The organism is Thermohalobaculum sediminis (assembly GCF_023487995.1).
In the GTDB taxonomy this organism is placed as follows: Bacteria; Pseudomonadota; Alphaproteobacteria; order Rhodobacterales; family Rhodobacteraceae; genus Thermohalobaculum; species Thermohalobaculum sediminis.
The window spans coordinates 423175-448289 of the sequence record NZ_JAMFKN010000001.1 but is presented as its reverse complement, the minus strand read 5'-3'; the positions used below and the strand labels follow the sequence as shown (position 1 = coordinate 448289).

The 25115-nt window shown below is 71.2% G+C and carries 25 protein-coding genes; 10 read left to right on the top strand and 15 right to left on the bottom strand.

Translation table 11 applies throughout. The annotated features are described in order from the left end of the window. Window positions 1-96 precede the first annotated feature (96 nt). On the top strand, window positions 97-942 hold the full coding sequence (gene dapD / locus M1105_RS02140) for a 2,3,4,5-tetrahydropyridine-2,6-dicarboxylate N-succinyltransferase (protein WP_249578698.1): 846 nt from the start codon (window positions 97-99) through the stop codon (window positions 940-942). Next, window positions 935-1279 (top strand): hypothetical protein, encoded by a 345-nt coding sequence (locus M1105_RS02135; RefSeq protein WP_249578697.1) that lies wholly within the window; start codon window positions 935-937, stop codon window positions 1277-1279. The genes dapD and M1105_RS02135 overlap by 8 nt, the downstream gene beginning before the upstream one ends. Window positions 1280-1302: 23 nt before the next feature. Here the strand turns inward: M1105_RS02135 and M1105_RS02130 are convergent, their stop codons facing one another. Next, window positions 1303-2376 carry a phosphatase PAP2 family protein gene (locus M1105_RS02130; protein ID WP_249578696.1) on the bottom strand — a complete coding sequence of 358 codons (1074 nt, stop codon included), beginning with the start codon at window positions 2374-2376 and terminating at the stop codon, window positions 1303-1305. Window positions 2377-2533: 157 nt separating this feature from the next. On the opposite strand from M1105_RS02130, the gene dapE reads away from it, so the two are divergent. Beyond that, the gene (gene dapE / locus M1105_RS02125; RefSeq protein ID WP_249578695.1) at window positions 2534-3682 is read left to right on the top strand and encodes a succinyl-diaminopimelate desuccinylase; all 1149 of its coding nucleotides are present in this window, start codon (window positions 2534-2536) and stop codon (window positions 3680-3682) included. Between the two features lie 80 nt (window positions 3683-3762). Here the strand turns inward: dapE and M1105_RS02120 are convergent, their stop codons facing one another. The 5 genes from M1105_RS02120 to M1105_RS02100 all read right to left on the bottom strand — a co-directional run bounded on the left by M1105_RS02120 (window position 3763) and on the right by M1105_RS02100 (window position 9399). Further along, complete coding sequence (locus M1105_RS02120) at window positions 3763-4281, bottom strand: CarD family transcriptional regulator (protein ID WP_249578694.1); 519 nt, start codon at window positions 4279-4281, stop codon at window positions 3763-3765. A gap of 326 nt (window positions 4282-4607) precedes the next feature. After that, window positions 4608-4946: a ferredoxin FdxA gene (gene fdxA, locus M1105_RS02115; protein WP_249578693.1), complete on the bottom strand. Its 339-nt coding sequence runs from the start codon at window positions 4944-4946 to the stop codon at window positions 4608-4610. Between the two features lie 102 nt (window positions 4947-5048). Continuing rightward, a complete protein-coding gene (locus M1105_RS02110; protein WP_249578692.1) occupies window positions 5049-5462 on the bottom strand; it encodes an RNA-binding S4 domain-containing protein in 414 nt (137 codons plus the stop codon). A gap of 3 nt (window positions 5463-5465) precedes the next feature. Then, a complete protein-coding gene (locus tag M1105_RS02105; RefSeq protein ID WP_249578691.1) occupies window positions 5466-8645 on the bottom strand; it encodes a helicase-related protein in 3180 nt (1059 codons plus the stop codon). 82 nt (window positions 8646-8727) lie between these two features. Then, window positions 8728-9399 carry a tetratricopeptide repeat protein gene (locus tag M1105_RS02100; protein ID WP_249578690.1) on the bottom strand — a complete coding sequence of 224 codons (672 nt, stop codon included), beginning with the start codon at window positions 9397-9399 and terminating at the stop codon, window positions 8728-8730. A 67-nt stretch (window positions 9400-9466) separates the two neighbouring features. Between M1105_RS02100 and M1105_RS02095 the strand changes: the two genes are divergently transcribed. Together M1105_RS02095 and M1105_RS02090 are read left to right on the top strand one after the other, a co-directional pair. Then, window positions 9467-9754 carry an SCP2 sterol-binding domain-containing protein gene (locus M1105_RS02095; protein ID WP_249578689.1) on the top strand — a complete coding sequence of 96 codons (288 nt, stop codon included), beginning with the start codon at window positions 9467-9469 and terminating at the stop codon, window positions 9752-9754. A gap of 2 nt (window positions 9755-9756) precedes the next feature. Next, window positions 9757-10698 carry an alpha/beta fold hydrolase gene (locus M1105_RS02090; RefSeq protein WP_249578688.1) on the top strand — a complete coding sequence of 314 codons (942 nt, stop codon included), beginning with the start codon at window positions 9757-9759 and terminating at the stop codon, window positions 10696-10698. Window positions 10699-10712: 14 nt separating this feature from the next. Here the strand turns inward: M1105_RS02090 and hisN are convergent, their stop codons facing one another. The 4 genes from hisN to M1105_RS02070 form a co-directional block, all read right to left on the bottom strand. Then, entirely contained in the window at window positions 10713-11534 is an 822-nt protein-coding gene (gene hisN / locus M1105_RS02085) for a histidinol-phosphatase (protein ID WP_249578687.1), read from the bottom strand. 91 nt (window positions 11535-11625) lie between these two features. Further along, window positions 11626-11988 carry a helix-turn-helix domain-containing protein gene (locus tag M1105_RS02080; RefSeq protein WP_249578686.1) on the bottom strand — a complete coding sequence of 121 codons (363 nt, stop codon included), beginning with the start codon at window positions 11986-11988 and terminating at the stop codon, window positions 11626-11628. A 271-nt stretch (window positions 11989-12259) separates the two neighbouring features. Further along, complete coding sequence (gene typA / locus M1105_RS02075; RefSeq protein WP_249578685.1) at window positions 12260-14077, bottom strand: translational GTPase TypA; 1818 nt, start codon at window positions 14075-14077, stop codon at window positions 12260-12262. A gap of 121 nt (window positions 14078-14198) precedes the next feature. Next, window positions 14199-15173 (bottom strand): CorA family divalent cation transporter, encoded by a 975-nt coding sequence (locus tag M1105_RS02070; RefSeq protein ID WP_249578684.1) that lies wholly within the window; start codon window positions 15171-15173, stop codon window positions 14199-14201. 114 nt (window positions 15174-15287) lie between these two features. Between M1105_RS02070 and M1105_RS02065 the strand changes: the two genes are divergently transcribed. Further along, window positions 15288-16247, top strand: coding sequence for an NADPH:quinone oxidoreductase family protein (locus M1105_RS02065; protein WP_249578683.1), 960 nt, complete (start codon window positions 15288-15290; stop codon window positions 16245-16247). 280 nt (window positions 16248-16527) lie between these two features. Here M1105_RS02065 and rocD read toward each other — a convergent pair whose 3' ends face one another. Continuing rightward, window positions 16528-17742: an ornithine--oxo-acid transaminase gene (gene rocD / locus M1105_RS02060; RefSeq protein ID WP_319936756.1), complete on the bottom strand. Its 1215-nt coding sequence runs from the start codon at window positions 17740-17742 to the stop codon at window positions 16528-16530. Window positions 17743-17758: 16 nt separating this feature from the next. Next, on the bottom strand, window positions 17759-18667 hold the full coding sequence (gene rocF / locus M1105_RS02055; protein WP_249578682.1) for an arginase: 909 nt from the start codon (window positions 18665-18667) through the stop codon (window positions 17759-17761). A gap of 118 nt (window positions 18668-18785) precedes the next feature. On the opposite strand from rocF, the gene M1105_RS02050 reads away from it, so the two are divergent. Next, window positions 18786-19211, top strand: coding sequence for an Lrp/AsnC family transcriptional regulator (locus M1105_RS02050; protein WP_249578681.1), 426 nt, complete (start codon window positions 18786-18788; stop codon window positions 19209-19211). A gap of 101 nt (window positions 19212-19312) precedes the next feature. Here M1105_RS02050 and M1105_RS02045 read toward each other — a convergent pair whose 3' ends face one another. After that, window positions 19313-20188, bottom strand: coding sequence for a LysR family transcriptional regulator (locus M1105_RS02045; protein WP_249578680.1), 876 nt, complete (start codon window positions 20186-20188; stop codon window positions 19313-19315). A gap of 122 nt (window positions 20189-20310) precedes the next feature. Between M1105_RS02045 and M1105_RS02040 the strand changes: the two genes are divergently transcribed. After that, window positions 20311-20517: a DUF1127 domain-containing protein gene (locus M1105_RS02040; RefSeq protein WP_249578679.1), complete on the top strand. Its 207-nt coding sequence runs from the start codon at window positions 20311-20313 to the stop codon at window positions 20515-20517. A 30-nt stretch (window positions 20518-20547) separates the two neighbouring features. Here the strand turns inward: M1105_RS02040 and thpR are convergent, their stop codons facing one another. Together thpR and M1105_RS02030 are read right to left on the bottom strand one after the other, a co-directional pair. Further along, on the bottom strand, window positions 20548-21093 hold the full coding sequence (gene thpR, locus M1105_RS02035; protein ID WP_249578678.1) for an RNA 2',3'-cyclic phosphodiesterase: 546 nt from the start codon (window positions 21091-21093) through the stop codon (window positions 20548-20550). After that, window positions 21090-21770, bottom strand: coding sequence for an arylesterase (locus tag M1105_RS02030; RefSeq protein WP_249579036.1), 681 nt, complete (start codon window positions 21768-21770; stop codon window positions 21090-21092). The genes thpR and M1105_RS02030 overlap by 4 nt, the downstream gene beginning before the upstream one ends. Between M1105_RS02030 and M1105_RS02025 the strand changes: the two genes are divergently transcribed. Beyond that, a complete protein-coding gene (locus tag M1105_RS02025; protein WP_249578677.1) occupies window positions 21769-22464 on the top strand; it encodes an ABC transporter ATP-binding protein in 696 nt (231 codons plus the stop codon). The two genes, M1105_RS02030 and M1105_RS02025, sit on opposite strands and share 2 nt — an antisense overlap. Before the next feature lie 23 nt (window positions 22465-22487). Continuing rightward, entirely contained in the window at window positions 22488-25034 is a 2547-nt protein-coding gene (locus M1105_RS02020; RefSeq protein WP_249579035.1) for an ABC transporter permease, read from the top strand. Window positions 25035-25115 lie beyond the last annotated feature (81 nt).

Below are 25115 nucleotides of genomic sequence, written 5' to 3'. Positions count from 1 at the left end.
CACGGCGCAGGGCGGCGCCGGAATGCCATTGCCCGGGCCCGGTGTCTTGCCTATAGCCTCTCCCGGACCGCGCCCGCCGCCATAAAGGAGACGACAATGAGCCATGCCGACCTCGAAGCCACCATCGACGCCGCCTGGGAGGCGCGCGCCGAGGTGACGCCAGCCACGACGGGGCCGGTGCGCGACGCGGTCGAGAGCGCGCTGGACCTGATGGACCGCGGCGCGCTGCGCGTCGCCCAGCGCCATGCCCGCGGCCACTGGGAGGTCAACCAGTGGGCCAAGAAGGCGGTGCTCCTCAGCTTCCGCCTCAACGACATGACGCCGATCGAGGGCGGTCCCGGCGGGGCCACCTGGTGGGACAAGGTGCCCTCGAAATTCGCCGGCTGGGGCGACAACCAGTGGCGGGCCGCGGGCTTCCGCGCCGTGCCGAACTGCGTGGTGCGGCGCTCGGCCTACATCGCGCCGGGGGTGGTGCTGATGCCGTCCTTCGTCAATGTCGGCGCCTATGTGGACGAGGGCACGATGGTCGACACCTGGGCGACCGTGGGGTCCTGCGCGCAGATCGGCAAGCATTGCCACATCTCGGGCGGCGCCGGCATCGGCGGCGTGCTCGAGCCCCTGCAGGCCGGCCCGGTGATCATCGAGGACAACTGCTTCGTCGGCGCGCGATCCGAGGTCGCAGAGGGCGTGATCGTCCGCGAGGGTTCGGTGCTCTCGATGGGCGTGTTCCTCGGCGCCTCGACCAAGATCATCGACCGCGCAACGGGCGAGACATTCATCGGCGAGGTGCCGCCCTATTCGGTGGTCGTCCCCGGCACGATGCCCGGCAAGCCGATGCCCGACGGGACGCCCGGACCCGGCCTCTACTGCGCCGTGATCGTGAAGCGGGTCGACGAGCGCACGCGCTCCAAGACCTCGATCAACGAGCTTCTGCGTGACTGAGGGGAGCGGCCCTGCGAAGCCGGCGAAGCCTCGCGCGGCCGAGCAGGTCTTCATCCTCGTGGTCGAGGTGGGTCGCCTGCCCGGCGACGGGCTCCCGGACGGCGCGACCGGCGCGGCGCTGATGTGCTACGCCTCGGGCCGCACCGAGAAGCACGCCGTCGACGAGACGGTGCGCGTGCTGAAGGAGGCGGGTCTCGCGCCGCTCGAGGTCGAAGGCTACGGCACCCGCGACGCCCCCGAAGGCGTCGCGCCGGGGCCGGAGGAATTGGCGCTGATGGACCGCGCGCTGGCCGAGAACGCCGTGATCGTGGCGCAGGTCACGACCTTCAGCGACTGAGAGGACGCCCCCCCCCGGCCGCCTCACGCGGTCTCGGGCCAGCGCGCGAGCCAGCGGCGCGCCAGCGTCGCGCTCATGCGCCAGATGGCGACCGACAGCGCGATCCCGGCGAGCCCGTCCACGAGGTAGTGCCATCCCAGGTGCACCGAGGCCACCAGCATCACCGTCGTGAACAGTGCCATGGCGACGCCGAGCCAGCGGGCGAGCGCGAAGCAGAACAGCGTCACCGTCATCGAGATGCACAGATGCATCGACGGGAAGGCCGAGATCCCCGTCGCCGGATAATCGGGATCGGCATAGCCGCGCCAGAGCTTTTCCTGGACGTCGAGGGCCGCGATGGTCAGCACCTCGCTCTGCGCCGAGAGACGCTCCATCAGCGGCGCGAAGTCGGTGATCCCGAACAGCCGCTCCATGTAGACCGGTCCCGCCGAGGCGAAGACCAGCGCGGCGAGCGAGCCGGCGAGGATCCAGTTGAGGTAGAACGCGGTCAGGAAGGTCAGCCGCGTCGTGCTGGAAAGCCGCATCACGCTCGCGGTGATGTAGCTGATCAGCATGATGAAGAACCAGGCGGCATAGAAGATGTCGAACGTCCGCGTGGCGATGGCGCCGGGCAACAGGCCGTGGCTGATCACCCATGGATCGGTGCCGAGGAAAAGGAGCCGGTCGATCTCGGCCAGCAGCGGGTCCCAGGTGAAGGGCGCGATCTCGGGGATGCTCTGCTTCACCGCCAGGAACAGCGGCTGGAACATAACGAACAGCCCCATCGCCGGCAGGAAGCGCCAAATGATGATCTCGCCGAAGGGGGTCGAGCTTGCCCAGGACATGATGCGCCGGAACGGGCGTTCGCCCGTGTCCGTCAGTGCAAGGTAGATCGTGCCGTAGATCGAGGCGGCGACCAGAAACAGCGGGATCATCACCTGAACGATGGTGACGAGGCTGCCGCTGCGCACGCCAAGCTCGCCCACCACCTTGCCGAGCCCGACATGCGCGATGATGCCGTAGACGAGCACGATCAGCCCCGGCAGCGCCATGGCACGGATCACGGCCAAGCCGCCGGCCTCGATCCGGTAGCGCTCTCGGAGGGGGCTGTCCGTCATCCTGCGTGTGAGCTGCTCGGCCATATCGTGCTGCCTGACACTTTTCACCTGCCGGCGCCTTACTTAAAAGCGATCAGTGAGGCAAAACCATGACGCGACGGCCGTCCCGGTGCCCAGCCCGCCGGCCGATGCCGTGGCGGGGCAGGAGAGCGAGCAGATGAAATCACTTCCCGACCCGGTCGAGCTGACCTCGGCGCTGGTCCGCTGCCCATCCGTTACGCCGGCCGAGGGCGGGGCGATCGCGCTGATCGAGCGCACCCTCGCGCCGCTCGGCTTCGTCTGCACCCGGATCAGCCGCGGCGGGGTCGAGAACCTCCACGCCCGCTGGGGCCGTGCCGCGCCGGTCTTCGCCTTCGCGGGGCATACCGATGTCGTGCCCGTCGGCGATCGCGCCGCATGGAGCGCGGAGCCCTTCGGCGCCGAGATCCGCGGCGGCGTGCTCTACGGCCGCGGTGCCGTCGACATGAAATCGGGCGTCGCCGCCTTCGTCGCCGCCGCGGCGCGCATGGTGATCGAGACCCCGCCGGATGGCTCCATCGCGCTCCTGATTGCCGGGGACGAGGAGGGCGACGCCACCGACGGGACGGTCGCGATCCTCGACTGGATGGCCGGGGCGGGCGAGGGCGCCGATTTCTGCATCGTCGGCGAGCCCACCTCGGTCGCGCGTCTCGGAGATGTGGTCAAGATCGGCCGGCGGGGATCCATGACCGGCAACCTCCGCATTTCCGGCAGACAGGGGCACACCGCCTATCCCGAGCGCGCGCTCAACCCCCTGCCGGTTCTGGCCCGGGTCTGCGCCCGGCTCGCGGACACGCCGCTCGATTTCGGCTCGGCGCATTTCCAGCAATCGACGCTCGCGCTCGCCTCGATCGACGTGGGCAACCCCGCCAGCAACGTGATCCCGGCCGAGGGGCGGGCGGTGTTCAACATCCGCTTCAACGACCTCCACAGCAGCGACAGCGTGAAGGTCTGGGTCGAGGAGATCGTGAACGACGAGATCCGAGGCACCGGCACCGAGGCCGAGATCGAGTGGAAGGTGTCGGGCGAGAGCTTCCTGACCGAGCCCGGCGGCGCGGTCGATCTCGTGACCGAGGTCATCACCCGCGCGACGCTCGAGCGCCCGGCGCTGACCACCGGCGGCGGCACCTCGGATGCGCGCTTTATCAAGGCGATCTGCCCGGTGATGGAGTTCGGCCTCGTCGGCGACACCATGCACCAGGTCGACGAGCGCGTTTCGGTGGCGGACATCTCGCGGCTCTCGGACCTCTATCTCGAGATCCTGCGCCGCTTCTTCGACAAGGGCTGAGTGGCGGATCCCGCACCTCGGCATGAAAACGCCGCCGGTCGCGGACGACCGGCGGCGCGGATTTCGGGGGGTGGCGCGCGTCAGGCGGCCTTGGCCTCGAGCATCGCGTCGACCCTGGCGGCGGCGTTCGCATGGTCGAGCCGCTCTACCGCCGCGACCTCGCGCGTGAGCCGCTCGAGCGCGGCCTCGTAGAGCTGGCGCTCGGAGTAGGACTGCTCGGGCTGGTCGCCCGCGCGATAGAGGTCGCGGACCACCTCGGCGATCGAGATGAGATCGCCCGAGTTGATCTTCTGCTCGTATTCCTGCGCCCGGCGCGACCACATCGCGCGCTTGATCTTGGCGCGGCCCTTGAGGGTCGCGAGCGCCTTCGCCACGAGATTAGGGCTCGAGAGCGAACGCATGCCGATCGAAGCGGCCTTGGCCGTCGGCACCCGCAGGGTCATCTTGTCCTTCTCGAACGAGATGACGAAGAGCTCGAGCCGCATCCCTGCGATTTCCTGCTCCTCGATGGACAGGATCCTGCCGACGCCATGCGCGGGGTAGACGACGTAGTCGTTCGCGCGAAAGACGTTCGCGGTGTCGCTGGACTTCTTGGACATGGGATCTCCGGTCTTCATGGAGCCGAGATGCGGGGGGGGGACGCATCAGGGCAAAAGAAGGGCGCCACCAGGTCACTCCCCAGGGTGGTGCGAAAAGTCAAAGAGGCAATGGCACCGACGATCTCATCGACAGCAGGTGCACCCTTGCCTCTGCGACAATTATGTAACACGAAAGGCTGGGATTTTCCAGCCCCCAGTTGCATGGCGGCCCTGCAAATCATGCAACGACCCAGAACAAGCCATGAATCAGCTATCAACTCCGTGCGAGGGGCGAGTCACAATTCATCATTTGACACGAAATCCGGCCCGATGGGGCCGAGTCGATGTCAATCGCCGCTGCCGGGAGCCTCGGAGAAGAACTTCTCGAACTTGCCCGATTCGCCGTCGAACTCCTCGGCCTCGGGAAGCGGGTCCTTCTTCTGGGTGATGTTGGGCCACGCATCGGCGTACTTCTTGTTGACCTCGAGCCATTTCTCGAGACCCGACTCGGTATCGGGGCGGATCGCGTCGGCGGGGCATTCCGGTTCGCAGACGCCGCAGTCGATGCACTCGTCGGGATGGATGACGAGCATGTTCTCGCCTTCGTAGAAGCAGTCGACCGGGCAGACCTCGACGCAGTCGGTATACTTGCACTTGATGCAGTTGTCGGTGACCACATACGTCATCGAGGTCGGCTCCTGTGTGGCTCGGTTGACTCGCGAGACCGTCAGGCGGCCGTTATATGTCCGAGTCTTTCGCTTGCGTTCTAGGCCCGCGCCGCATGGGCTTCAAGGTCTGTCGCGTCGCAGCATGTCGATTTCCCGACGCTCGCGCTTGCTCGGACGGCCGGCGCCGCGGTCGCGCTGCCCCTGCGCGGCGTCTGTCGCCTCGTCGCCCGCCGGGCTGGCGGCGGGCGGGTCGAGATCGGTGTAGAGCGTCGCCGCCTCGGTCGCCGGACCGCGCCGGGTGCCCAGGGCTTCGATCCGGATCACGCGGATCCGCCCGCCCTGCGGAAAGGTCAGCACGTCGCCGGGGCGGATCGGCTGCGCCGGCTTCGTGCAATGCATGCCATTGACCCTGAGCCGCCCCGATCCCGCGAGTTCCGCCGCGAGGCCGCGCGAGCGGACGAAGCGCGCCTGCCACAGCCACTTGTCCACACGTAGGCGGGCCGCGCCTTCATCCGGCGTGGCGGGCGCAGCCATCCCTCAGGGCTTCTTGAGCTGCTGGAGGATGGCGAAGGGGCTGTCGGGATCGACCGGCTTGTCCTCGCGCCGGGGTCGCGGCGGGGCGGCGCTGGCGCGAACCTCGTCGCCGCGCGGCGGGCGCTTGCCGCCGTGCTCGAAGCCGGGCTTGCCCTTGCGGCCCTTTCCGGGTCCGGTGCCGCGCGGCTTGCCGGGACGCTCGCCATCGCCGCCCCCGGCCCCATCGGCATCCTTCTTGGCGCCACCGCGCCGCTCGCGATGCCCGTGCCCGGCGCGCTCCTGCCCGGAGCGCTCCTGCTCGCGCGCCTGCCCGCGGCCTGGACGCGGGCGCGGACGCAGGGTGAAGGTGAAGAAGGCCTCGATCTCGACCGCGCTCTCGCTGCCTGCCGGGGGCTCGGCGGGCGCCGCGCCCTCAACGGGCAGGGGAGCTTCACCCGGCGCCTCCGGCTGTACCTCGGCCGCCGGCGCGGCCTCGGCCATCTGCGCGGGCTCGGCTACCGGCTTGGCCTCTGCCACCGGCTCGGCCTCTGCCGCCGGCGCTGGCTCGGCTACCGGCGCGGGCTTGGCCTCAGTCTCCGGCGCGGGCTCCGCCGCCAGGGCGGTCGCGGCCTCGGCGTCTGCTGTCCCGCCAGCGGTTTCCTCGGGCGCCACCGCGGCTTCTGCAACGAGGGCTTCGGCCTGCCCGGCAGCCTCCGGGGCCGCAGCGGCCTCGGCCACCGCCCCGGCGCCGTCCACTTCGTCCGGCGCGCTTCGCGCTGGCGCCGCCGGCTCCGCCGCCGGACGCGCCGCCTTGGGCCGCTCGCCCCGCTCGGCCATGAAGCCCAGGCCCTTCATGATCTCGGCGAACTGGTCGAGCGTGCAGCCGGTGATCGACAGCATGTCAGCGGTCGCCTCGAAGCCGCCGCGGACGTCCAGCGGGCGGATCATGTCGGCGAGCCGCTCGAGCATATCGATGCGCACGGCGCGGGGTCCGCAGACACGATAGCCCGCCTTCTCGTAGTAGCCCTGCGGCATTCCCGGCGCGACCGGCACCGTGACATGGCCAGCCGGCGGCGCCGAGGGGAAGTCCTCGAGCCCTTCCCACAGGCTCCAAAGGATCAGCCGCATCCGTGTCGGTGCGGGCTTCAGCAGCGCCGGCATGAACACGTTGTGCTGGCCGAAGCGCACGCCATGCTTGCGCAGGCTCGCGCGCTCCTCCTGGCCCAGCGCGCGGATGTCGTCGGCCATCGCGCGGCGCGGCTGGATGCCGAGGCCCTCGCCCAGCCGGAAGGCCACGCCGCGCGCGAGGCCCGTCACCGCCTCGTCCGCCTGCATCGCCACCAGCGGCTCGAACAGCGCGGCGATCCGGCGGGCCAGCCAGTGGGTCAGCCGCCGCTCGATCTTCTCGGCCACCGTGGGCTCGACGATGTCGTCGATGAACACCCGCACCCTGGGCGCGAGGATCGTGTCGCCCTTCTCGACGCGGCCGATCGCCTGGTCGCCCCACATCAGGCCGCCCTGCTCGGTCACATCGATCTCGGTGTCGGGGCTCAGATAGAGCTTGTCGGCGCGGCGGGCGAACTCGCTCTGCAGCGCCGCGACCGAGGTCGATTGCAGGGTCTTGAGCTCGTCCCCCGTGGCCGTTTGATCCACGGTGAAGCGGAACCCGTCGAGGCGGCCGATGAACTCGCCCTCGACCGTGACTTCGCCCTTGTCGTTCACCTCGGCCACGAGCCGCTCCTTCTGCTTCAGCCGGCGCATCAGCACCGAGGTGCGCCGGTCCACGAATCGCTGCGTCAGCCGCTGGTGCAGGGCGTCCGAGAGGCGGTCCTCCACCTCGCGCGTCGCCTCGCGCCATTCGGCCGGATCATCGAGCCAGCGGCCACGGTTCGCCACATACGTCCAGGTGCGGATGAACGCCAGTCTCTTGGAGAGCGCGTCGATATCCCCGTCCACCCGGTCGATGCGCCGCACCTGACCCGAAATCCAGTCCGAGGGTATAACGCCTCTCTCGGACAGCAGGAACCGGTAAATCCGCCCGATCAGCCCGGCATGGTCGCCCGCGCCCGTCTTGCGGAAGTCGGGGATCTGGCAGGCGTCCCACAACAGCCGCACCCGGTCGGGCCGGTCGGCCAGGCGGGCGAGCTCGGGGTCGGTGTCGATCGCCTTCAGGGCGGCGAGGTCGTCCGCCTCCCGCGCGCGCATCAGGTCGGGCCGGCCGGGGTTCGCCTCGAGGCTCGCGATCAGCCGCGCGACCGAGCCGAAATCGGGCGCGTGGTTGCGCCACATCAGCCGCGTCACGGGGCGGAAGGCGTGGTTCTCGATCGCCTCGACCGTCTCGGCGTCGAGGCCATGCGCCTCTCCGGTGACGCCGAAGGTGCCGTCCGCCATGTGCCGCCCGGCGCGGCCGGCGATCTGGGCAAGCTCGTCCGGCGCGAGCGAGCGGTGGCGGTGGCCGTCGAACTTCGCGAGGCCCGCGAAGGCCACATGGTCGACATCCATGTTGAGCCCCATCCCGATCGCGTCCGTCGCGACCAGGTAGTCGACATCGCCGTTCTGGTAGAGCGCGACCTGCGCGTTCCTGGTGCGCGGGCTCAGCGCTCCCAGCACCACCGCGGCACCGCCGCGCTGGCGCCGGATCAGTTCCGCGATCGCATAGACCTGGTCGGCCGAGAACGCGACCACCGCCGTGCGCGGCCTGAGGCGCGAGATCTTGCGCGGCCCCGCATAGCTCAGCGTCGAGAAGCGCTCGCGCCCCATGAAGCGCACGCCCGGCACCAGCCCGGCAATGCGCGCCCGCATCGTCTCGGACCCAAGGAACAGCGTCTCGTAGCGCCCGCGGGCGCGCATCAGCCGGTCGGTGAAGACATGGCCGCGGTCGGGGTCGGCGCAGAGCTGGATCTCGTCCACCGCCACGAAATCGGTGCCGAGATCGAGCGGCATCGCCTCGACCGTGCAGACGTGATAACGCGCGTTCGGCGGGACGATCTTCTCCTCGCCGGTCAGCAGGGCCACGGCGCCGGGCCCGCGCAGCGCGACGATCCGGTCGTAGACCTCGCGCGCCAGGAGGCGCAGCGGCAGGCCGATCACGCCATCGGTGCGCCCGAGCATCCGCTCGATGGCGTAATGGGTCTTGCCGGTGTTGGTGGGGCCGAGGATGGCCGTGACCGTCCGGCCCTCCGGCTCGCGCCCGATCTGGTTCATCCGCCCGCTCCTCGCACGCGCGGGACTGCCGCGTGCCGCAGCGGCTACCTAGTCCGGGCCGGGCGCGGCCACAAGGGCGCCGTCAGATCGGGCGGCCCTCGACCTCGGGCGCGAGGCGCTTCACGCCCTCGCGCGCGCCGGGCATCTGCGGGTTGATCTCGAGCACCCGACGGAACGCCTTGAGCGCGGCCGCCTCGTTGCCCAGCCGGTCCATGATTATGCCGAGGCCCGACAATGCCCCGAAATGCCTAGGCTCGAGGCTCAGCACCCGCTCGATGTCGGCGACCGAGCGGCCGTAGTCGCGGCGCAGGAAATGCACCGTTGCGCGCTGGTTCCAGGCTTCGGCGAAATCGGGCGCGAGCCGGACGAGGTCGTTCAGGAACACCAGCGCGGTGTCATAGTCGTCCTCCTCGATGGCCGCGAGCGCGCGGTTCATCAGGAGGTCCATCGAGGCCGAGCCGGACTGGCGCCACTGCCGGAAGATCTGCGCCTGCACCAGCTCCCAGTTCGGGTTCGTCTCGTCCGCCAGTTGATCGAACAGCGCATCGAGCTGGGCCTGCCGCGCCGCCTCGCGCGCCTCGGGCAGGGCGGGCATCAGGCCCTCGGGCAGGGCGGGGGCTTCTGGCAGCGCGGCATCGGCGCCGCCTTCGGGCAGTTCCGTCTGCGCCTGCGCCGGCCACGGGGCGGCGAGCGCGACCGCAAGCGCGAGTGACGCGACGACAGGAACTCTCGGGACCGCTCTCATGATTGCCAATGATAGCCTCGCAGCTTACCTGTGCAAGCGGCGCGGCACCGGCCGCCGGATCACGAAGGGGAGAGAGATGAGCAAGGACCTCGATGCCGCCGCAGCCGCCCTCCGCGAGAAGTTTGCGGGGTCCGGCTTCGCGGGCTCGGTGAAATTCGACGTCGAGGGCGAAGGCGTCATCCTGGTGCGCGACGGCGAGGTCAGCACCGGCGACGGCGAGGCCGACGTGACCATCGCGGCCAGCCTCGACACCTTCCGCGCCATGTTCGAGGGCGATCTCTCGCCCACCGCCGCCTACATGACCGGCAGGATCCGCATCGACGGCGACATGGGCGCCGCGATGAAGCTGAGCCAAATCCTCTGACGATGGACGGCCCGGGCGCCGCCGTGCCCCCGGGCGGCGCGGCCTGGGACCGGCCGCTGCGGTTCGCGGCGGCGGACGGCGTGGGCCTGCGCGGCGGGGTTTGGAACCCGTCGGGCGGGCGCGGCCACGTGGTCCTGCTGCCCGGCCGGACCGAGTTCCTCGAGAAGCTGTCTATCCCCGCCGCCGCGCTGGCGGCGCGCGGCTTCGCGGTGGCCGGACTCGACTGGCGAGGACAAGGGCTCAGCGACCGCGTTCTGCCGGACGCGCTGAAGGGCCACGTCGGCGATTTCGCCGAGTATCGCGCAGACCTCGCCGCCCTGCTCGCGCAGCCCGAAGTCGCGGACCTGCCGCGGCCGCGCGTGCTCGTCGCGCATTCGATGGGGGGCTGCATCGCGCTGGGCGCGCTGCTGAGGGGCGAGCTTGCGGCCGATGCCGCGATCCTCTCGGCGCCGATGCTGGGGATCTCGCTCAATCCCGCGCTTCGGGCGGCGAGCGCGGTGGTTGTGACGCTGGGGATGCGGTTGGGTCAGCACCATCTATGGGCGCCGCTGCCCGAACCCGCGAGGCCCTATGTGCTGCAGGGCTTCGACGGCAACGTGCTGACGGGCGACCGCGCCCTGTTCGACTGGATCGTCGAGGTGCTGCGGCGCGAGCCCGCGCTGCGGCTGGGACAGGCGCCGACGCTGGGCTGGCTCGACGCCGCGTCCGCCGAGATGCGCTGGATCGCGCGCGCCGCGCGCCCGCTCGGCCTGCCGGCGCTGGCACTGATCGGCAGCGAGGAGCGGGTCGTCGACCCTGCCGCGCTGCGCCGCACCGCGCCGCGGCTTGGCCTCGACATCGGCGAGATCGCGGGCGCCCGGCACGAGATCTTCCTCGAGGCCGCCCCGGTCCGCGCCGCCGCGTGGCAGGCGATCGACGCCTTCCTCGACCGTCACGGCATCTGAGCGCGGCGCGCCTCTCAGCCGGGCTCGACCTGACCGAGGATCGCGAGGGCCTGCGCGTGAAGCGCGGGATGCGCTGCCGCGACCACCCGCCCGCCGCAGCGGCAGTCCTCGCCGCGCCAGCCGGTGACGATACCGCCGGCGGCCTCGATCAGCGCCTTGGGCGCGGCGATGTCATAGGCCTTGAGGCCGGCCTCGATGACCAGGTCCACATGTCCCATCGCCAGCAGCGCATAGGCGTAGCAGTCGGTCCCGTAGCGGGTGAGCCGCGCGGCGCCGCGCATCGCTTCGAAGCCCGCGCGCTCGGGGGCCGTGAAAAGCTCGGGCGCCGTGGTGAACAGCGTGGCCTCGGCAAGATCGCGCCCCGCCCGCGTCGCGATCGGCCGCGCAATGCCGCGGTGCTCCAGCACCGCCCGCCCGCCATCGGCGCGGTTGAGACCGACGAAGCGCTCGCCGGTGAAGGGCTGGTCGACGATGCCGATGATCCCCCGCGCCCCGTCGTCGAGCGCGATCAGCGTGCCCCAGACCGGCAGGCCCGAGATGAAGGCCCGCGTGCCGTCGATCGGGTCAACCACCCAGGTGAGGCCGCTGCGCCCCGCCTGCGCGACATGTTCCTCGCCGAGGATCGCATCCTCGGGCCGCTCGCGCGCCAGGATCTCTCGGATCGCCGCCTCGGCCTCGCGGTCGGCGGCGGTGACCGGATCGAACAGGCCCGCCGCGCCCTTGTCCTCTGCGGCGAGGTCAGCCGCACGGAAACGCGGCAGCGTCACCGCCGCAGCGGCATCCGCAAGCCTGCGCGCGAGCCGCGCGAGCTCGTCGAGAGTGGGATCGTCGGTCATGTCCGAAGGGCCCGAAGGGCGGATCGAGCAGGTGAGACGGACCCGCGCCGGTGGCAGTGGGTCCGTGTCAGGGAACAGTTCCTGGGGCGCGTCAGGCGACGTCGCCCATCACGCGCGCAAGATCGAACAGCCGGCGGCGCTGCGTCTCGGGCATCGAGTAGTAGGCCCGGACCAGTTCGAGCGCCTCCTTGTCCATCAGCATGTCGCCCGCGACCTTCGCGTCCTCGCCGACGGCCTCGTCGATGCCTTCGAAGAAGAATGCCACCGGCACGTCCAGGGCATCCGCGATGTCCCAAAGCCGCGATGCCGAGACGCGGTTGGCGCCGGTCTCGTATTTCTGGATCTGCTGGAACTTGATCCCGACCTTGTTCGCGAGCTGCTGCTGCGTCATCCCGATCATCCAGCGACGCTGGCGCACGCGCTGCCCGACATGCACATCTACTGGGTGTTTCATTCCTCGCCTCTCCGATCTTCCACTGTGCTTATGGTTGTGCTCGGCAATCTGGGCGATTTTTTGCCCGGAACGCGAACCCATTCGTCACAATTCCCGTGACGCGGGAATCGTTCCATCTTGGATTGTAAACCGGACATGGACCGCTCGATTCTTCCACAATGCCGTTCTCAAGACACTGTGATCGCCTGCAACCTCTAGCTGGGTGCTTTTGTGGCCTCCTCAACGCTTACACAATTGCAGATTGCATCTCCGATTTCAATACACTGTTTCGTCACCCGGCCTGGCGGGCGGCGCGCTTGCGCTCATGCGGGTCCAGCAGGCGCTTGCGCAGGCGAATCGATCCGGGCGTCACCTCGACCAGCTCGTCGTCGTCGATATAGGCGATCGCCTGCTCCAGGGTCAGCCGCACGGGCGGCGTGAGCTTCACCGCCTCGTCCTTGCCAGCGGCGCGGATGTTGGTGAGCTGCTTGCCCTTGAGCGGGTTGACCTCGAGGTCGTTGTCGCGGCTGTGCTCGCCGATGATCATGCCCTCGTAAACCTTCTCGCCGGGGCCGATGAACAGCCGCCCGCGCTCCTCGAGGTTCCACAGCGCATAGGCGACCGAGTCGCCGCCCTCCATCGAGATCAGCACGCCCTGCCGCCGGCCGGGGATCGGGCCGCGCCATGGCGCCCAGTCGTGGAACACGCGGTTCAGCACGCCGGTGCCGCGGGTGTCGGTCAGGAACTCGCCGTGATAGCCGATCAGGCCGCGGCTGGGCACATGGGCGACGATCCGGGTCTTGCCCTCGCCCGCGGCGCGCATCTCGGCCAGCTCGCCCTTGCGCTGCGCCAGCTTGTCGACCACCACGCCCGAATAGGCGTCGTCCACGTCGACTGTCACCTCCTCGATGGGTTCGAGCCGCTGGCCGCCGTCCTCGCGGATGATGACGCGCGGGCGCGAGACCGACAGCTCGAAGCCCTCGCGGCGCATGTTCTCGATCAGCACGCCCATCTGCAGCTCGCCCCGGCCAGAGACCTCGAAGGCCTCGCCGCCCGGCGTGTCGGCCACGCGGATCGCGACGTTCGATTCCGCCTCGCGCATCAACCGCTCGCGGATCACGCGGCTCTGCACCTTCGAGCCCTCGCGGCCGGCGAGCGGGCTGTCGTTGATGCCGAAGGTCACCGTGATGGTGGGCGGGTCGATCGGCTGCGCCGGGATCGCCGCGCTCACCCCGGTGTCGCACAGCGTGTCGGCGACGGTCGCCTTCGTCATGCCCGCGAGCGCGACGATGTCGCCCGCCCCGGCCTCCTCGACGCCGGTGCGCGAGAGGCCGCGGAAGGCCAGCACCTTCGAGACGCGGAAGCGCTCGACCTCGGCCCCCTCGCGCGACAGCGCCTTGATGGTCTGGCCCTGCCGGACGCGGCCCGACTCGATGCGGCCCGTGAGCAGCCGGCCCAGGAACGGGTCGGCCTCGAGCGTGGTGGCTAGCATCGCGAAGGGTTCGTCTGCGCGAACCACCTGCGCCGGCGCGGGCACATGCGCCACGATCCGGTCGAACAGCGGCCCCAGTCCCTCGCGCGGGTCGTCGAGGTGATCGGCCGCCCAACCCGACCGGCCCGAGGCGTAGAGCAGGGGGAAGTCGAGCTGCTCCTCGGTCGCGCCCAGCGCCGCGAAGAGGTCGAACACCTCCTCGTGCGCGCGGTCGGGCTCGGCGTCGGGGCGGTCGACCTTGTTCAGCACCACGATCGGGCGCAGGCCGAGGCGCAGCGCCTTCGAGGTCACGAACTTGGTCTGCGGCATCGGCCCCTCGGCGGCATCGACCAGCAGCACCACGCCATCGACCATCGACAGGATGCGCTCGACCTCGCCGCCGAAATCGGCGTGGCCGGGCGTGTCGACGATGTTGACCCGCACCCCCTTCCACTCGACCGAGGTGCATTTCGCAAGGATGGTGATGCCCCGCTCGCGCTCGAGGTCGTTGCTGTCCATCGCCCGCTCGGCCACCGCCTGGTTCTCGCGGAAGGCGCCGGACTGTTTCAGAAGCTGGTCGACCAGCGTGGTCTTGCCATGGTCGACATGGGCGATGATCGCGATGTTGCGCAGATCCATTGGGGGCGCGTCCTTGATGCGGCGCGCCGGGGCTGCCTGCGGCCCGCGCGCGATGTTCCGGAGAGTTGGCGCTCATGTGGCGCAAATCGGCTCCGGGGGCAAGCCCGCGCGGCGGCGGGCCTCAGCGCAGGAGGTGGCGCGCGAGCCAGACCGCGAGCGCGGTCACGACGACGAGCACGCCTGCAAAGCACCAGAAGGCCAGCGGATGCTCGGCAAACGGGATGCCCGCGAGGTTCACGCCCAGAAGCCCGGTCATGAAGGTGAGCGGCAGGAACACGACCGACACGGTCGACAGCGTGAGCATGATCCGGTTGGTGCGCTCGGTCATCGCGATGTTGATCTCCTCGGCGATGACCTGCGCCCGGCCGCGCAGGGCGTCGAGGTCGGCGCTGATGCGACGGAAGGCCTCGCCCTCCTCGCGCAGGGCGGCCGCGTCCTCGAGCCATGCGGGCGGGACCCGCCCCAGCGCCTCGAGCGCGGTGGCCTGCGGCGCGATGAAGCGGTGGAGCATGATCGCGTCCTGCCGCGCGTCCACCAGTTCGGCGCGGTCGCGCCCGTCGAGCTGGCCCGCGAGCCGCAACGACTTCTGCTCGAGCCGGGCGATGTCGTCCTCGAGCGCATCCAGCACCATCTCGGCGTCCTCGCGCAGGACCTCGACCAGCTTGAGGACGAAGGCGCTCACGCTGGCCGGCGCCGCGCCCGCGCGGAACTCGGCGATCAGCCGGTCGATGAAGTGAAGGCGGCGGATCTCGAGCGAGACGATCCGCGTGCCCGAGACCACCAGCCGCAGCGAGATCATGTCCTCGGGCTCGGCGTTCGCGGCCTTGTTGATGCCGCGCAGGATCAGGAGCGTGGCCGGGCCTTCGCGGACGACGCGGGGCTGGGTGTCGCGCTCGAGCATCGCCCAGGCGAAGCTCTGCGGGATGTCGGCGTCGGCAAGCAGCGCGCGCTCGCTCTGCGTGCCGCCCTTGAGGTGGCGCCAGTGATAGGCGCGCTCGCCTCTGCCGCCGCTGCCGTCGAAGATCACGTCGCCCTGGCCGGCAATGGCCGCCGGGTCCTGCCCGGCCGCAAGCGGGGCGGGCGTGCCCGCGCTCATCGGGCGATGCCCCGTCGCGTGTCGTCAAGGCGGTGCCGCATGATCGACCCCTCGTCTCGAAGCCTCCCCGACGCTATAGCAGAGGGAGGCACGAGACAGCGAGAGGGGCGAGCAATGCGGGCAATGCGGCTGCACGAGATCGGGGGCGCGCTGAGGCTCGACGAGGTGCCGCCTCCCCAGCCCGGGCCGGGCGAGGTGCTGATCCGCGTCGCGGCCTGCGGGGTGAACTTCGCCGACACGCTGATGATGAAGGGGCAGTATCAGGAAAAGCCCGCGCTGCCGTTTGCGCCGGGGATGGAGGTGGCGGGCACGGTCGCGGCGCTGGGGCCCGGCGCCGACGGTCCGGCGTCCGGCACGCGGGTCGCGGCGATGTGCGGCGCGGGCGGCTTCGCCGAGTTCGTCTGCGCCCCGGCGGCGGCCTGCGTGCCGATCCCCGACGCGATGCCCGACACGGACGCGGCGGCGCTTCAGGTCGCCTACGGGACCTCGGAGCTTGCGCTCGGCCACCGCGCCCGGCTGAAGGCCGGCGAGCGGCTGCTGGTGCTGGGCGCCGCGGGGGGCGTGGGGCTCACCGCGGTCGAGATCGGCAAGCTGATGGGGGCCGAGGTGATCGCCTGCGCCCGTGGCGCGGCCCGACTCGAGACCGCGCGCGAGAAGGGCGCCGACCACCTGATCGACCCCGAGAGCACCGACCTGCGCGAGGCCGTGCTGGCGCTGGGCGGCGCCGACGTGGTCTATGATCCGGTGGGCGGCGAGCAGTGGAAGGCGGCGCTGAGGGCCGCGAACCCCGAGGCCCGGCTGATCCCGATCGGCTTCGCGAGCGGCGAGGTGCCGCAGATCCCGGCAAACATCCTGCTGGTCAAGAACCTCGACGTGCTGGGGGTCTACTGGGGCGCCTATTACCGCTTCGCGCCGCGGGTCCTCGCCGAAAGTTTCCGCCGCATCCTGGGGTGGTATGCCGAGGGCCGCATCCGGCCGCATGTCTCGAACGTGCTGGAGCTGGAGCGGGCGGGCGAGGCGCTGGAGCTGCTGGCAGGGCGCCGGGCGACCGGGAAGGTCGTGGTGACGCCGTAACGGGCCGAGACCTCACGCGCAAAGGTGGGGACAGTACATTGATATAAAGAGAAAATCAGCGGCTGCGCCGCTGATCCAAGATGAGCCGCCATCGGCCCTCGCGCTTTGGCTGGCTGCGGCTGCGGTGACGCCGCAGGGGGCGCTGGCTGCCCACCCCCGTGCGCGCGGCTCCCCTACGGCGCCCCGCCTGCAGCCTGCCTGCTCGCAGATACGAGCAAGGCGAAAACGTGCGCCCGCGCAGTTGGTTCCACGCGAGAGCAAATATTTTGCATGAGGCGTGTCAGAGATCGCGCCCGGTGAGCACGGCGTCGAACTGCTCGAGCGCCCAGTCCACCTCCTCCTCGGTGATGACCAGCGGCGGCGCGATGCGGATCGAATGGCCGTGCGTGTCCTTGGCCAGCACGCCGCGGCCCTTGAGCGCCTCGCAATAGCGCCGCGCGCCGCCGGCCTCGGGGTGGAGTTCGACCGCCAGCATCAGGCCGCGCCCGCGCACCTCGCGCACCGCGTTCGAGCGGATCGACTCGAGCCCCGCCTTGAAGCGGTCGCCCATCTTCTCCGCGTTCTCGATCATCCCCTCTTCGGTCAGCACGCGCAGCGCCGCGCGCGCGATGGCGCAGGCGAGCGGGTTGCCGCCGAAGGTCGAGCCGTGCTGGCCGGGCTTGAGCACGCCCAGCACATCCGAGTTCGAGAGCACCGCCGAGACCGGGTAGAACCCGCCCGACAGCGCCTTGCCGACCAGTGTGACATCCGCCTCGATCCCTTCATGCTGCTCGGCCAGCAGCTTGCCGGTGCGCCCCAGCCCGGTCTGGATCTCGTCGAGGATCAGCGTCACGTTGTGCGCGGTGCAAAGCTCGCGCACGCGGGGGAAGTAACCGGCGGGCGGGATCATGACGCCGGCCTCGCCCTGAATCGGCTCGACCAGGAAGGCCACGGTGTTGGGCGTGATCGCGGCCTCGAAGGCGTCCGCGTCGCCGAAGGGCACGACCACGAAGCCCGGCGCGAAGGGCCCGAAGCCGCCGCGCGCGTCGGGGTCGGTCGAAAAGCCCACCACGCCCAGCGTGCGGCCGTGGAAGTTCTGGCGGCAGACGATGATCTCGGCCTGGCCCTGCGGCACGCCCTTGACCTCGTAGCCCCACTTGCGCACCGCCTTGACCGCGCTTTCCACGGCCTCGGCGCCCGAGTTCATCGGCAGCACCTTGTGGCTGCCGGTCAGCGCCGCGATCTCCTCGTAGAACAACGCCAACTGGTCGTTCCGGAAGGCGCGGCTGGTCAGCGTGAGCTTGCCGGCCTGCTCGGTCATCGCGCGCAGGATCTTGGGGTGGCAATGCCCCTGGTTGACGGCGGAATAGGCCGAGAGGCAGTCGAGATACTGCTTGCCCTCGACATCCCAGACCCAGACGCCGCGGCCGCGGCTGAGGATCACGTCGATGGGCTTGTAGTTGTGCGCGCCAAGCTGGTCCTCGACGGCCAGGAAATCGGCGGGGTGCATGATCATCGAACGGTCTCCCATGTCAGTTGGCCACGATACGGCGGCCGAAGAGCGAGGCGGCAAGGTCCACGGCAAGTCGCGCGGTGCGGGCGCGCTCGTCCTCGAAGAGGTTCAGCTCCACGATGTCGAGGGCGGCGACCCGGCCGCAGTCGCACAGCATTTCCATAGCGAGATGCGCCTCGCGCAGGTTCGCGCCGCCCGGCACAGGGGTCGAGACGCCGGGGGCGAGCGCGGGGTCGATGAAGTCCATGTCGAGGCTGACATGGATCAGCGCGTCCTCGGCCTCGGCACGGGCGATCACCTGGCCGATCAGGCGGGCCATGCCGTGCTCGTCCACCCGGCGCATGTCCATGATCTCGACGCCATGGGCGCGCAGGCGGCGGGCCTCCTCGCGGTCGACCGAGCGGATGCCGAGCAGGCAGAACTGGTCGGGCCGCAGGATGGCGCGCGGGCTGCCGCGATAGAGGAAGCCGAGGCCGTCCTCGCCGGTCAGCGCGGCCACCGGCATGCCGTGGATGTTGCCCGAGGGCGAGGTGTCGGGCGTGTTGAAATCGGTGTGGGCGTCGAGCCAGAGCACGATCAGCGGCTTGCCCGCGGCCTCGGCCCTCAGGGCTGACGCGTTGACCGAGCCCGCCGACAGCGAGTGGTCGCCGCCCATGTAGACCGGCAGGCGCCCGGCGGTCTCCGCGCAGAGCCCGGCCTGCGTGACCGCGCCGACCCAGCCCGCGACCTCGGCCCCGTTCCGGCCCGCGGCCTCGGCGGCGTGGGGGAGGGGGGCAACGTCGCCCGCGTCCCGTACGTCGTGGCCGAGCGCCGCGAGCGCGGAGCCAAGCCCCGCAAGGCGCAACCCCGCCGGGCCGAGCGCCGCGCCGTCGCCGGCACCGCCCGCCGCCAGCGGCACGCCGATCAGTTCCAGTCCCATATGCTGCATCGAATCCCCCTGTTTCGGGCTTGCGGGGATGATCCGGGATCGGGATGTTGGCGAAAAGCCGGAGAATGTGCCAGATTGAGCGACGCATCTACCAAAATGACAAGGATGACTGAGCAGGATGCTCGATACGCTCGACCGTGATCTGATCGCGCTGTTGCGCTCGGACGGCCGCGCGCCGGTGGCGAGCCTTGCCGCCGCGCTGGGGGTGTCGCGTGCGACCGTGAAGGCGCGGCTCGACCGGCTGGTGGCGGACGGCGTGGTGCAGGGCTTCACCGTGGTGCTCGCCGCCCCCGAGGCGGACGCCGTGCGCGCGGTGATGCTGGTCGCGGTCGAGGGCAAGGGCACCGAGGCGGTGGTGCGCCGGCTGCGGGGGTTCCCGGAGATCCGGGCGCTCTATGCCACCAACGGGCGTTGGGACCTGGTGGCCGAGATCGAGACCCGCGACCTGCCGGCCTTCGACGCGCTGCTGCGGCGCGTGCGCGAGGTGGACGGGATCGGGCTCACCGAGACGAACCTGCTGCTGGCGGCGCGGAAGGCGGGGTAGGGGCGACGTGGGTCGGGCAGGAAGGCCCCGGCCCGGGGGGGCGGGGCAGCGCGGGTGTGGCGTGCGGGGCAATCGCGGGCGGGCGCGGTTCGCCCGCCGGCTCACTCCGCCGCGGTCTGGAGCGCCTGCGCGCCATAGGCCTGCCGCACCATCGCCGCGAGCGCGTCGAGCGGCAGCATCGAGATGGCATGCGTCTGGTACATGTTGATCTGCGTGGTCGGCAGTTCCGGCAGGGCGCCGCCATGGGCGATCGGCTCCATCCGGTCGGTCACCGCGCCCTCGATCATCGCATGCACCGCGAGGTCGGCCGAGACCGACGCCTCGACCGTGCGGGTCGAGCCGGTGTCTACCGCCATCTCCCACGGGATGCCGGCGTCGTCGAGCGCACGCAGCGCCCAGGGCTTGAACAGGCACGTCCGCTCGAACGCGAGGCGCAGCGGGCGCTGGCGCCAGGCGATCCCGCCATGCGCGCCCACCCAGACGAGGCGCTGCGTCGCGAGCGTCTCGCCGTCGGCGTCGCAGTCGTCTTCGGTCGTCAGGATCAGGTCGGCCTTGCCCGCGTCCAGCATCTCCTTGAGCTTGCGGGTGTAGGAGGACATCAGGTTGATCTTCATCCGGGGGTATTCGCGGTCGAAGCGCTTCAGGATGTGGGGGACATGCGGATAGACGATATCCGTGGGCACGCCGAAGCGGATCTCGCCCTCGAAGGCCTTGTCGGTCATGCGGGCGATGACCTCGTCGTTAAGGCCGAGCAGCCGCCGCCCATAGCTGAGCAGCTGCTCGCCCTGCGGCGTCAGCGCGACCCCCCGGCCCGAGCGGTCGAGCAGCGGCTGCCCGAGCGATTCCTCGAGCCGCTTGAGCTGCATCGAGACGGCCGACTGCGTGAGGTTCAGTTGCGTCGCCGCGCGCGTCACCCCGCCGGTGTCGGCTACGGTCACGAAACTGCGCAGCGCGGTCAGGTCGAGATTGCGGATCATCATCGCCATCCGTGATGATTTTGCCAACAAACATTCATTTTGATTATGCAACGCTCCCATCTATATATCACTCATCCTGATGGCGGTCCAGCTTTGGATCAGTGAAACGAATGAGGTTCGCCATGAACGCCCTGACGCTCCTGTTCGCCCCGCGCGCGTTCCGGCAGGCTCGCCTGCCGCTGCCGTCGATCGAGCGCTGGCTCACCGTTGCCGCCGAGCGGCGCCGGCTGGCGGCGCTGCCCGATCACGTGCTCAAGGACATCGGCCTCAGCCGGGCCGACGCGATGGCGGAAGCCGCGCGGCCCTTCTGGGACACGGACGCCCGCTGACGCCCCGGCTCGCCTCCCCGGCTGACGCGCTCAGCCGAGGGGGTAGGCCGCGAGGTCCTCGTAGCTCGGGCCCGCCTTGCCGAGGCGCGAGCGAACGAGGACGAATTCCTCCACCTCGAAGGGCTGGCAGGCGAGCCCCGCGCGCATGGCGGCAAAGCGGTGAAGCTCGGCGATCTCGTCGGGTCTGAGCCCTTGCCCGAGGCGCGCAAGCGTCACATGCGGCGTGAATCGCCCGCCCTTCAGCGCGATGCCCACGGCGCGGGCGGCCTGCGCCACTTTCGCCCGCAGATGCGAAAGCCCCGGCTCGGGGGCGATGCGTGCGTGCAGGATGGTGGGCTGCTCGCCGCCGAACAGGTCCACCCCATCGACCCGCAGGACGAACCGCGGCGCGCGAATGTCGTCGAGCGCGTGGTGCATGTCCTCGATCACCGGCTCGGGCTGCTCGCCGAGGAAGGCGAGGGTGAGGTGGAAGTTCTCGGCTTCGACCGCGCGGCCGACCGGCAATCCCGCCTGGGCGGCGGCAAGGCAGGCCGCCACGGCGCCCGGGGGCCGGATGCCGACGAAGGCGCGGATCATGGCGCGGCCCGGCCGATCAGCTCGAGCACGCGGGGGCCGATGGCCTCGACCATGCGCGCGACGCCCGCGGCGTTCGGGTGCAGCCCGTCGTCCTGGAGCAGGCCCGGCTGTCCCACCAGCCCCTCGAGGAAGAAGGGGTGCAGGATCGCGCCGTGCGTCGCCGCGAGATCGTGAAAGATCGCGTCGAACTCGGCCTTGTAGTCGGGGCCGTAGTTGAGCGGCGCCTGCATCCCCACCAGCAGGACCGGCAGGCCGCGGGCGTCGAGCGCGCTCAGCATGGCGTCGAGATTGGCGCGGCTTGCGGCGGGCTCGATCCCGCGCAGCAGGTCGTTGCCGCCGAGCGCGATGATCACCGCATCCGCGCCGTCGGCCAGCGCCCATTCGAGCCGGGCCCGCCCGCCCGCCGTGGTGTCGCCCGAGACGCCCATGTTGACGACCTCGGCCTCGGGCTGGCCCTGGGCGGCTAGCCAAGCGTCGAGCTGGGGCACGAATCCCTCGCCCTGCGGCAGGCCGTAGCCCGCGGTGAGGCTGTCGCCGATCGCGACGATCCGGGGGGCGGCGGCAGCCGCGGCGGGGCCGAGCGCCGCGGCCAGCAGGATGGCGAGGCAGGCAATTCGCTTGCGCCACGCGCCGCGCGGTCCATATGAGCCCCAGAGGCGGCGTGGGATGGTGAGCATGACGGACACGGTGATCGGCCTTCGCAGCGTGGGGCTGACCTTGCCAAGCATGGCCGGCGATGTCGAGGTGCTGCGCGGCATCGACCTCGAGGTCGCGCGGGGCGAGCGGCTGGGCATCGTTGGGCCCTCGGGCTCGGGCAAGTCGTCGCTCCTGATGGTGCTGGGCGGGCTCGAGCGCGCCACCTCGGGCGAGGTGCAGGTGCTGGGCGCGGATCTGAGCGCGCTAGGCGAGGACGCGCTGGCGCGGCTGCGCGGGCAGAGCATCGGCATCGTCTTCCAGTCCTTCCACCTGATCCCGACCATGACGGCGCTGGAGAACGTGGCGACGCCCCTGGAGATCGCGGGCGCGCGCGACGCCTTCGAGCGTGCGGGTGCCATGCTGGAGCGCGTCGGGCTGGGGCACCGGCTGACGCATTACCCTGCCGAGATGTCGGGCGGCGAGCAGCAGCGCGTGGCGCTGGCACGCGCGCTGGCACCGCGGCCGCGGCTTCTGCTGGCGGACGAGCCCACCGGCAATCTCGACGGGCGCACCGGCGAGGCGGTGATCGAGCTCCTGTTCGGCCTCGCCGCCGAGGAAGGGGCGACGCTGGTTCTGGTGACGCACGAGACGGCGCTGGCGCGGCGCTGCTCGCGCGTCGTGACGATGCGCGACGGGCGCATCGCGGGCGAGGAGCGGCGCGAGGCCGCGGCATGACGCGGCCTGCCTTCGCGGCCCGGATGGGGTTCGCCTCGCGGCTCGCCCGGCGCGAGCTGCGCGGGGGGCTGGCGGGGTTCCGCATTTTCCTCCTATGCCTCGCGCTGGGCGTCGCGGGGATCGCGGCGGTGGGGTCGGTGACGGCCGCGATCCGCGCGGGGCTGGCGGCCGAGGGGCAGGCGATCCTTGGCGGCGATGTCGCCATCACCTTCACCTATCGCGCGGCCGACGAGGCCGAGCGCGCCTGGATCGAGGGCGCGGGCCCGGTGGCCGAGGTGTTCGACCTGCGCTCGATGCTGGGCACGACCGAGGGTGAGCGGGCGCTGGCGCAGGTGAAGGGCGTCGATGGAGCCTATCCGCTTTACGGCGCTGTCGAGATCGAGGGCACGGACCTCACGGGCGCGCTGGCCCAGCGCGATGGCGCCTGGGGGCTGGTGGCCGAGCCGGTGCTGGCCGAGCGGCTGGGCCTGACCCCCGGCCAGCGGGTGCGGCTGGGGGCGGGCGAGTTCGAGTATCGCGGCGCGCTGCTGGCCGAGCCCGACCGGCTGTCGGGTGGCTTCGCCCTCGGGCCGCGGGTCATCGTGGCAAGCGAAGGCCTGCGGGCCGCGGGGCTCTTGGGGCCCGGCACGCTCTACGAGACGATCTACCGCCTTCGCGTGGCCGAAGGCATCGACCTGGTGGACTTGCGCGCGTCGTTCGAGGCGGCCTTCCCCTACTCGGGCGCGCGCTGGCGCGACCGCACCGAGGCAGCGCCGGGGATCGCGCGGTTCGTCACGCGGGCGGGGGCGTTCCTGACGCTGGTGGGGCTGGCCGCGCTGGTGGTGGGCGGCGTCGGCGTGGGCGCCGCGGTGCGCGGCTATCTGGCTCGCAAGCTGGGGGCGATTGCGACGCTCAGGACGCTTGGGGCCTCGGCGGACACCGTGTTCGCGGCATATCTGATGCAGATCGGCGCCATCTCGGCGCTGGGGATCGGTCTCGGCGTGGCGCTGGGCGGCGGGCTGGTGGCGCTGGCGGGCCCATGGATGGCCGGAACGCTGCCGCTGCCAGCCCGCTTCGCGCTTTATCCCGCGCCGCTCGCGCTGGCGGCGGTCTATGGCGCTGGGATCGCGGCGCTGTTCGCGCTGGGGCCCCTGATGTGGCTGCGCGAGATCCGGCCCGCAGCGCTTTATCGCGCGGCGGCGCGGGTGGCCGTGCGCGGGCGCGGCGGCATCGATGCCTGGCCGCATCGGGCGGCGCTGGTGGTGGTGGGCGGGCTGGGGCTTGGGCTCGCCGCGCTGGTCGTGGCGCTCTCGGGCGCGCCCAAGCTGGCGCTGGGGGTCATCGGGGCGATCGCCGGCGCCATGGCGGTGCTGCGCGGCGCGGGGTGGCTTGCGGCGCGCGGGGCGCGGCGGCTGGCGCATGGGCCGATCGCGCGCAACCGGCCGGGGCTGCGGCTGGCGCTGGGGGCCATCGGCGCGCCGGGCGGGGGCGCCGCGAACGTGGTGATGGCGCTGGGCCTGGGGCTGGGCGTGCTCGCGGCCATCGGGCAGATCGACGCGAACATGCAGCGGTTGATCCGCTCGGAACTGCCGCAGGACGCGCCCGCCTTCTTCTTCGTCGACATCCAGCCCGACCAGCTCGCCCCCTTCCGCGCGATGGTCGAGGGCACCGACGGCGTGAGCCGCATCGCCACTGCGCCGATGCTGCGCGGCGTGGTGACGCATCTGAACGGCATCCCGGCGGCCGAGGCGCCGATCGACCCCGCCGGCGCCTGGGTGCTGCGCGGCGACCGGGGCGTGAGCTATGCCGCCACGCCCCCGCCCGGCGCCCGGATCGTCGAGGGCGCCTGGTGGTCCGAGGCCCATGCCGGCGAGCCGCAGGTCAGCTTCGCGGCCGAGGAGGCGCGCGAGCTGGGGTTGGGCGTGGGCTCGACGGTCACCGTCAACATCCTCGGGCGGCCGGTGACGGCGCGGGTCGCCAACCTGCGCGAGGTGGACTGGCGCTCGCTGGGCATCTCATTCCTGATGGTGCTGTCGCCCGACGCGCTGGCCGGGGCGCCGCACACGCACATCGCCACGGTCCATGCCGCGCCGGGGGCCGAGGCCACGCTGATGCGCGAAACGGGACGGGATTTCCCAAATGTCACCGCGATCCGGGTGCGCGACCAGATCGAGCGCGTCTCGGACGGACTCGCGACGCTTGGGGCGGCGACGCGATGGGGGGCGCTGGCGGTGCTGCTGACGGGGCTCGCGGTGCTGGTCGGCGCAGCGGGCGCCGCGGCCGAGCGGCAGGTGAGCGAGGCCGCGGTGATGAAGGTGCTTGGCGCGCCGCGCCGGCGCATCCTAGGCAGTTTCGCGCTGAGGGCGCTGGCACTGGGGGCGGTGGCGGGACTCGTCGCGCTGATCTGGGGGACGCTGGCCGCCTGGGCGGTGACACATTTCGTTCTGGATGCCGATTTCACCCTGCGGATCGGGCCTGCCCTGGCGGTGGTGCTGGGGGGTGCGGCACTCAACCTGCTGGCGGGGCTTACATTTTCCGCTCGGCCGCTGCGCCTGCGGCCGGCGCGGGTGCTGCGGATGGCGGCCGGGTAACGATGCCGGAAATCCTTGAAACATCGCTCACGGTTTCCGATATCATCACTCGGGATAACGAAGGGGCGGCCGCCGGCCGCC

Bases quoted from the DNA above. Each gene is read 5' to 3' on its own strand.
- dapD (WP_249578698.1), top strand. From the start codon at position 97: ATGAGCCATGCCGACCTCGAAGCCACCATCGACGCCGCCTGGGAGGCG.
- M1105_RS02130 (WP_249578696.1), bottom strand. From the start codon at position 2,376: ATGACGGACAGCCCCCTCCGAGAGCGCTACCGGATCGAGGCCGGCGGC.
- dapE (WP_249578695.1), top strand. From the start codon at position 2,534: ATGAAATCACTTCCCGACCCGGTCGAGCTGACCTCGGCGCTGGTCCGC.
- M1105_RS02120 (WP_249578694.1), bottom strand. From the start codon at position 4,281: ATGTCCAAGAAGTCCAGCGACACCGCGAACGTCTTTCGCGCGAACGAC.
- fdxA (WP_249578693.1), bottom strand. From the start codon at position 4,946: ATGACGTATGTGGTCACCGACAACTGCATCAAGTGCAAGTATACCGAC.
- M1105_RS02110 (WP_249578692.1), bottom strand. From the start codon at position 5,462: ATGGCTGCGCCCGCCACGCCGGATGAAGGCGCGGCCCGCCTACGTGTG.
- M1105_RS02105 (WP_249578691.1), bottom strand. From the start codon at position 8,645: ATGAACCAGATCGGGCGCGAGCCGGAGGGCCGGACGGTCACGGCCATC.
- M1105_RS02095 (WP_249578689.1), top strand. From the start codon at position 9,467: ATGAGCAAGGACCTCGATGCCGCCGCAGCCGCCCTCCGCGAGAAGTTT.
- M1105_RS02090 (WP_249578688.1), top strand. From the start codon at position 9,757: ATGGACGGCCCGGGCGCCGCCGTGCCCCCGGGCGGCGCGGCCTGGGAC.
- hisN (WP_249578687.1), bottom strand. From the start codon at position 11,534: ATGACCGACGATCCCACTCTCGACGAGCTCGCGCGGCTCGCGCGCAGG.
- M1105_RS02080 (WP_249578686.1), bottom strand. From the start codon at position 11,988: ATGAAACACCCAGTAGATGTGCATGTCGGGCAGCGCGTGCGCCAGCGT.
- typA (WP_249578685.1), bottom strand. From the start codon at position 14,077: ATGGATCTGCGCAACATCGCGATCATCGCCCATGTCGACCATGGCAAG.
- M1105_RS02070 (WP_249578684.1), bottom strand. From the start codon at position 15,173: ATGAGCGCGGGCACGCCCGCCCCGCTTGCGGCCGGGCAGGACCCGGCG.
- M1105_RS02065 (WP_249578683.1), top strand. From the start codon at position 15,288: ATGCGGGCAATGCGGCTGCACGAGATCGGGGGCGCGCTGAGGCTCGAC.
- rocD (WP_319936756.1), bottom strand. From the start codon at position 17,742: ATGATCATGCACCCCGCCGATTTCCTGGCCGTCGAGGACCAGCTTGGC.
- rocF (WP_249578682.1), bottom strand. From the start codon at position 18,667: ATGCAGCATATGGGACTGGAACTGATCGGCGTGCCGCTGGCGGCGGGC.
- M1105_RS02050 (WP_249578681.1), top strand. From the start codon at position 18,786: ATGCTCGATACGCTCGACCGTGATCTGATCGCGCTGTTGCGCTCGGAC.
- M1105_RS02045 (WP_249578680.1), bottom strand. From the start codon at position 20,188: ATGATCCGCAATCTCGACCTGACCGCGCTGCGCAGTTTCGTGACCGTA.
- M1105_RS02040 (WP_249578679.1), top strand. From the start codon at position 20,311: ATGAACGCCCTGACGCTCCTGTTCGCCCCGCGCGCGTTCCGGCAGGCT.
- thpR (WP_249578678.1), bottom strand. From the start codon at position 21,093: ATGATCCGCGCCTTCGTCGGCATCCGGCCCCCGGGCGCCGTGGCGGCC.
- M1105_RS02025 (WP_249578677.1), top strand. From the start codon at position 21,769: ATGACGGACACGGTGATCGGCCTTCGCAGCGTGGGGCTGACCTTGCCA.
- M1105_RS02030 (WP_249579036.1), bottom strand. From the start codon at position 21,770: ATGCTCACCATCCCACGCCGCCTCTGGGGCTCATATGGACCGCGCGGC.
- M1105_RS02020 (WP_249579035.1), top strand. From the start codon at position 22,488: ATGGGGTTCGCCTCGCGGCTCGCCCGGCGCGAGCTGCGCGGGGGGCTG.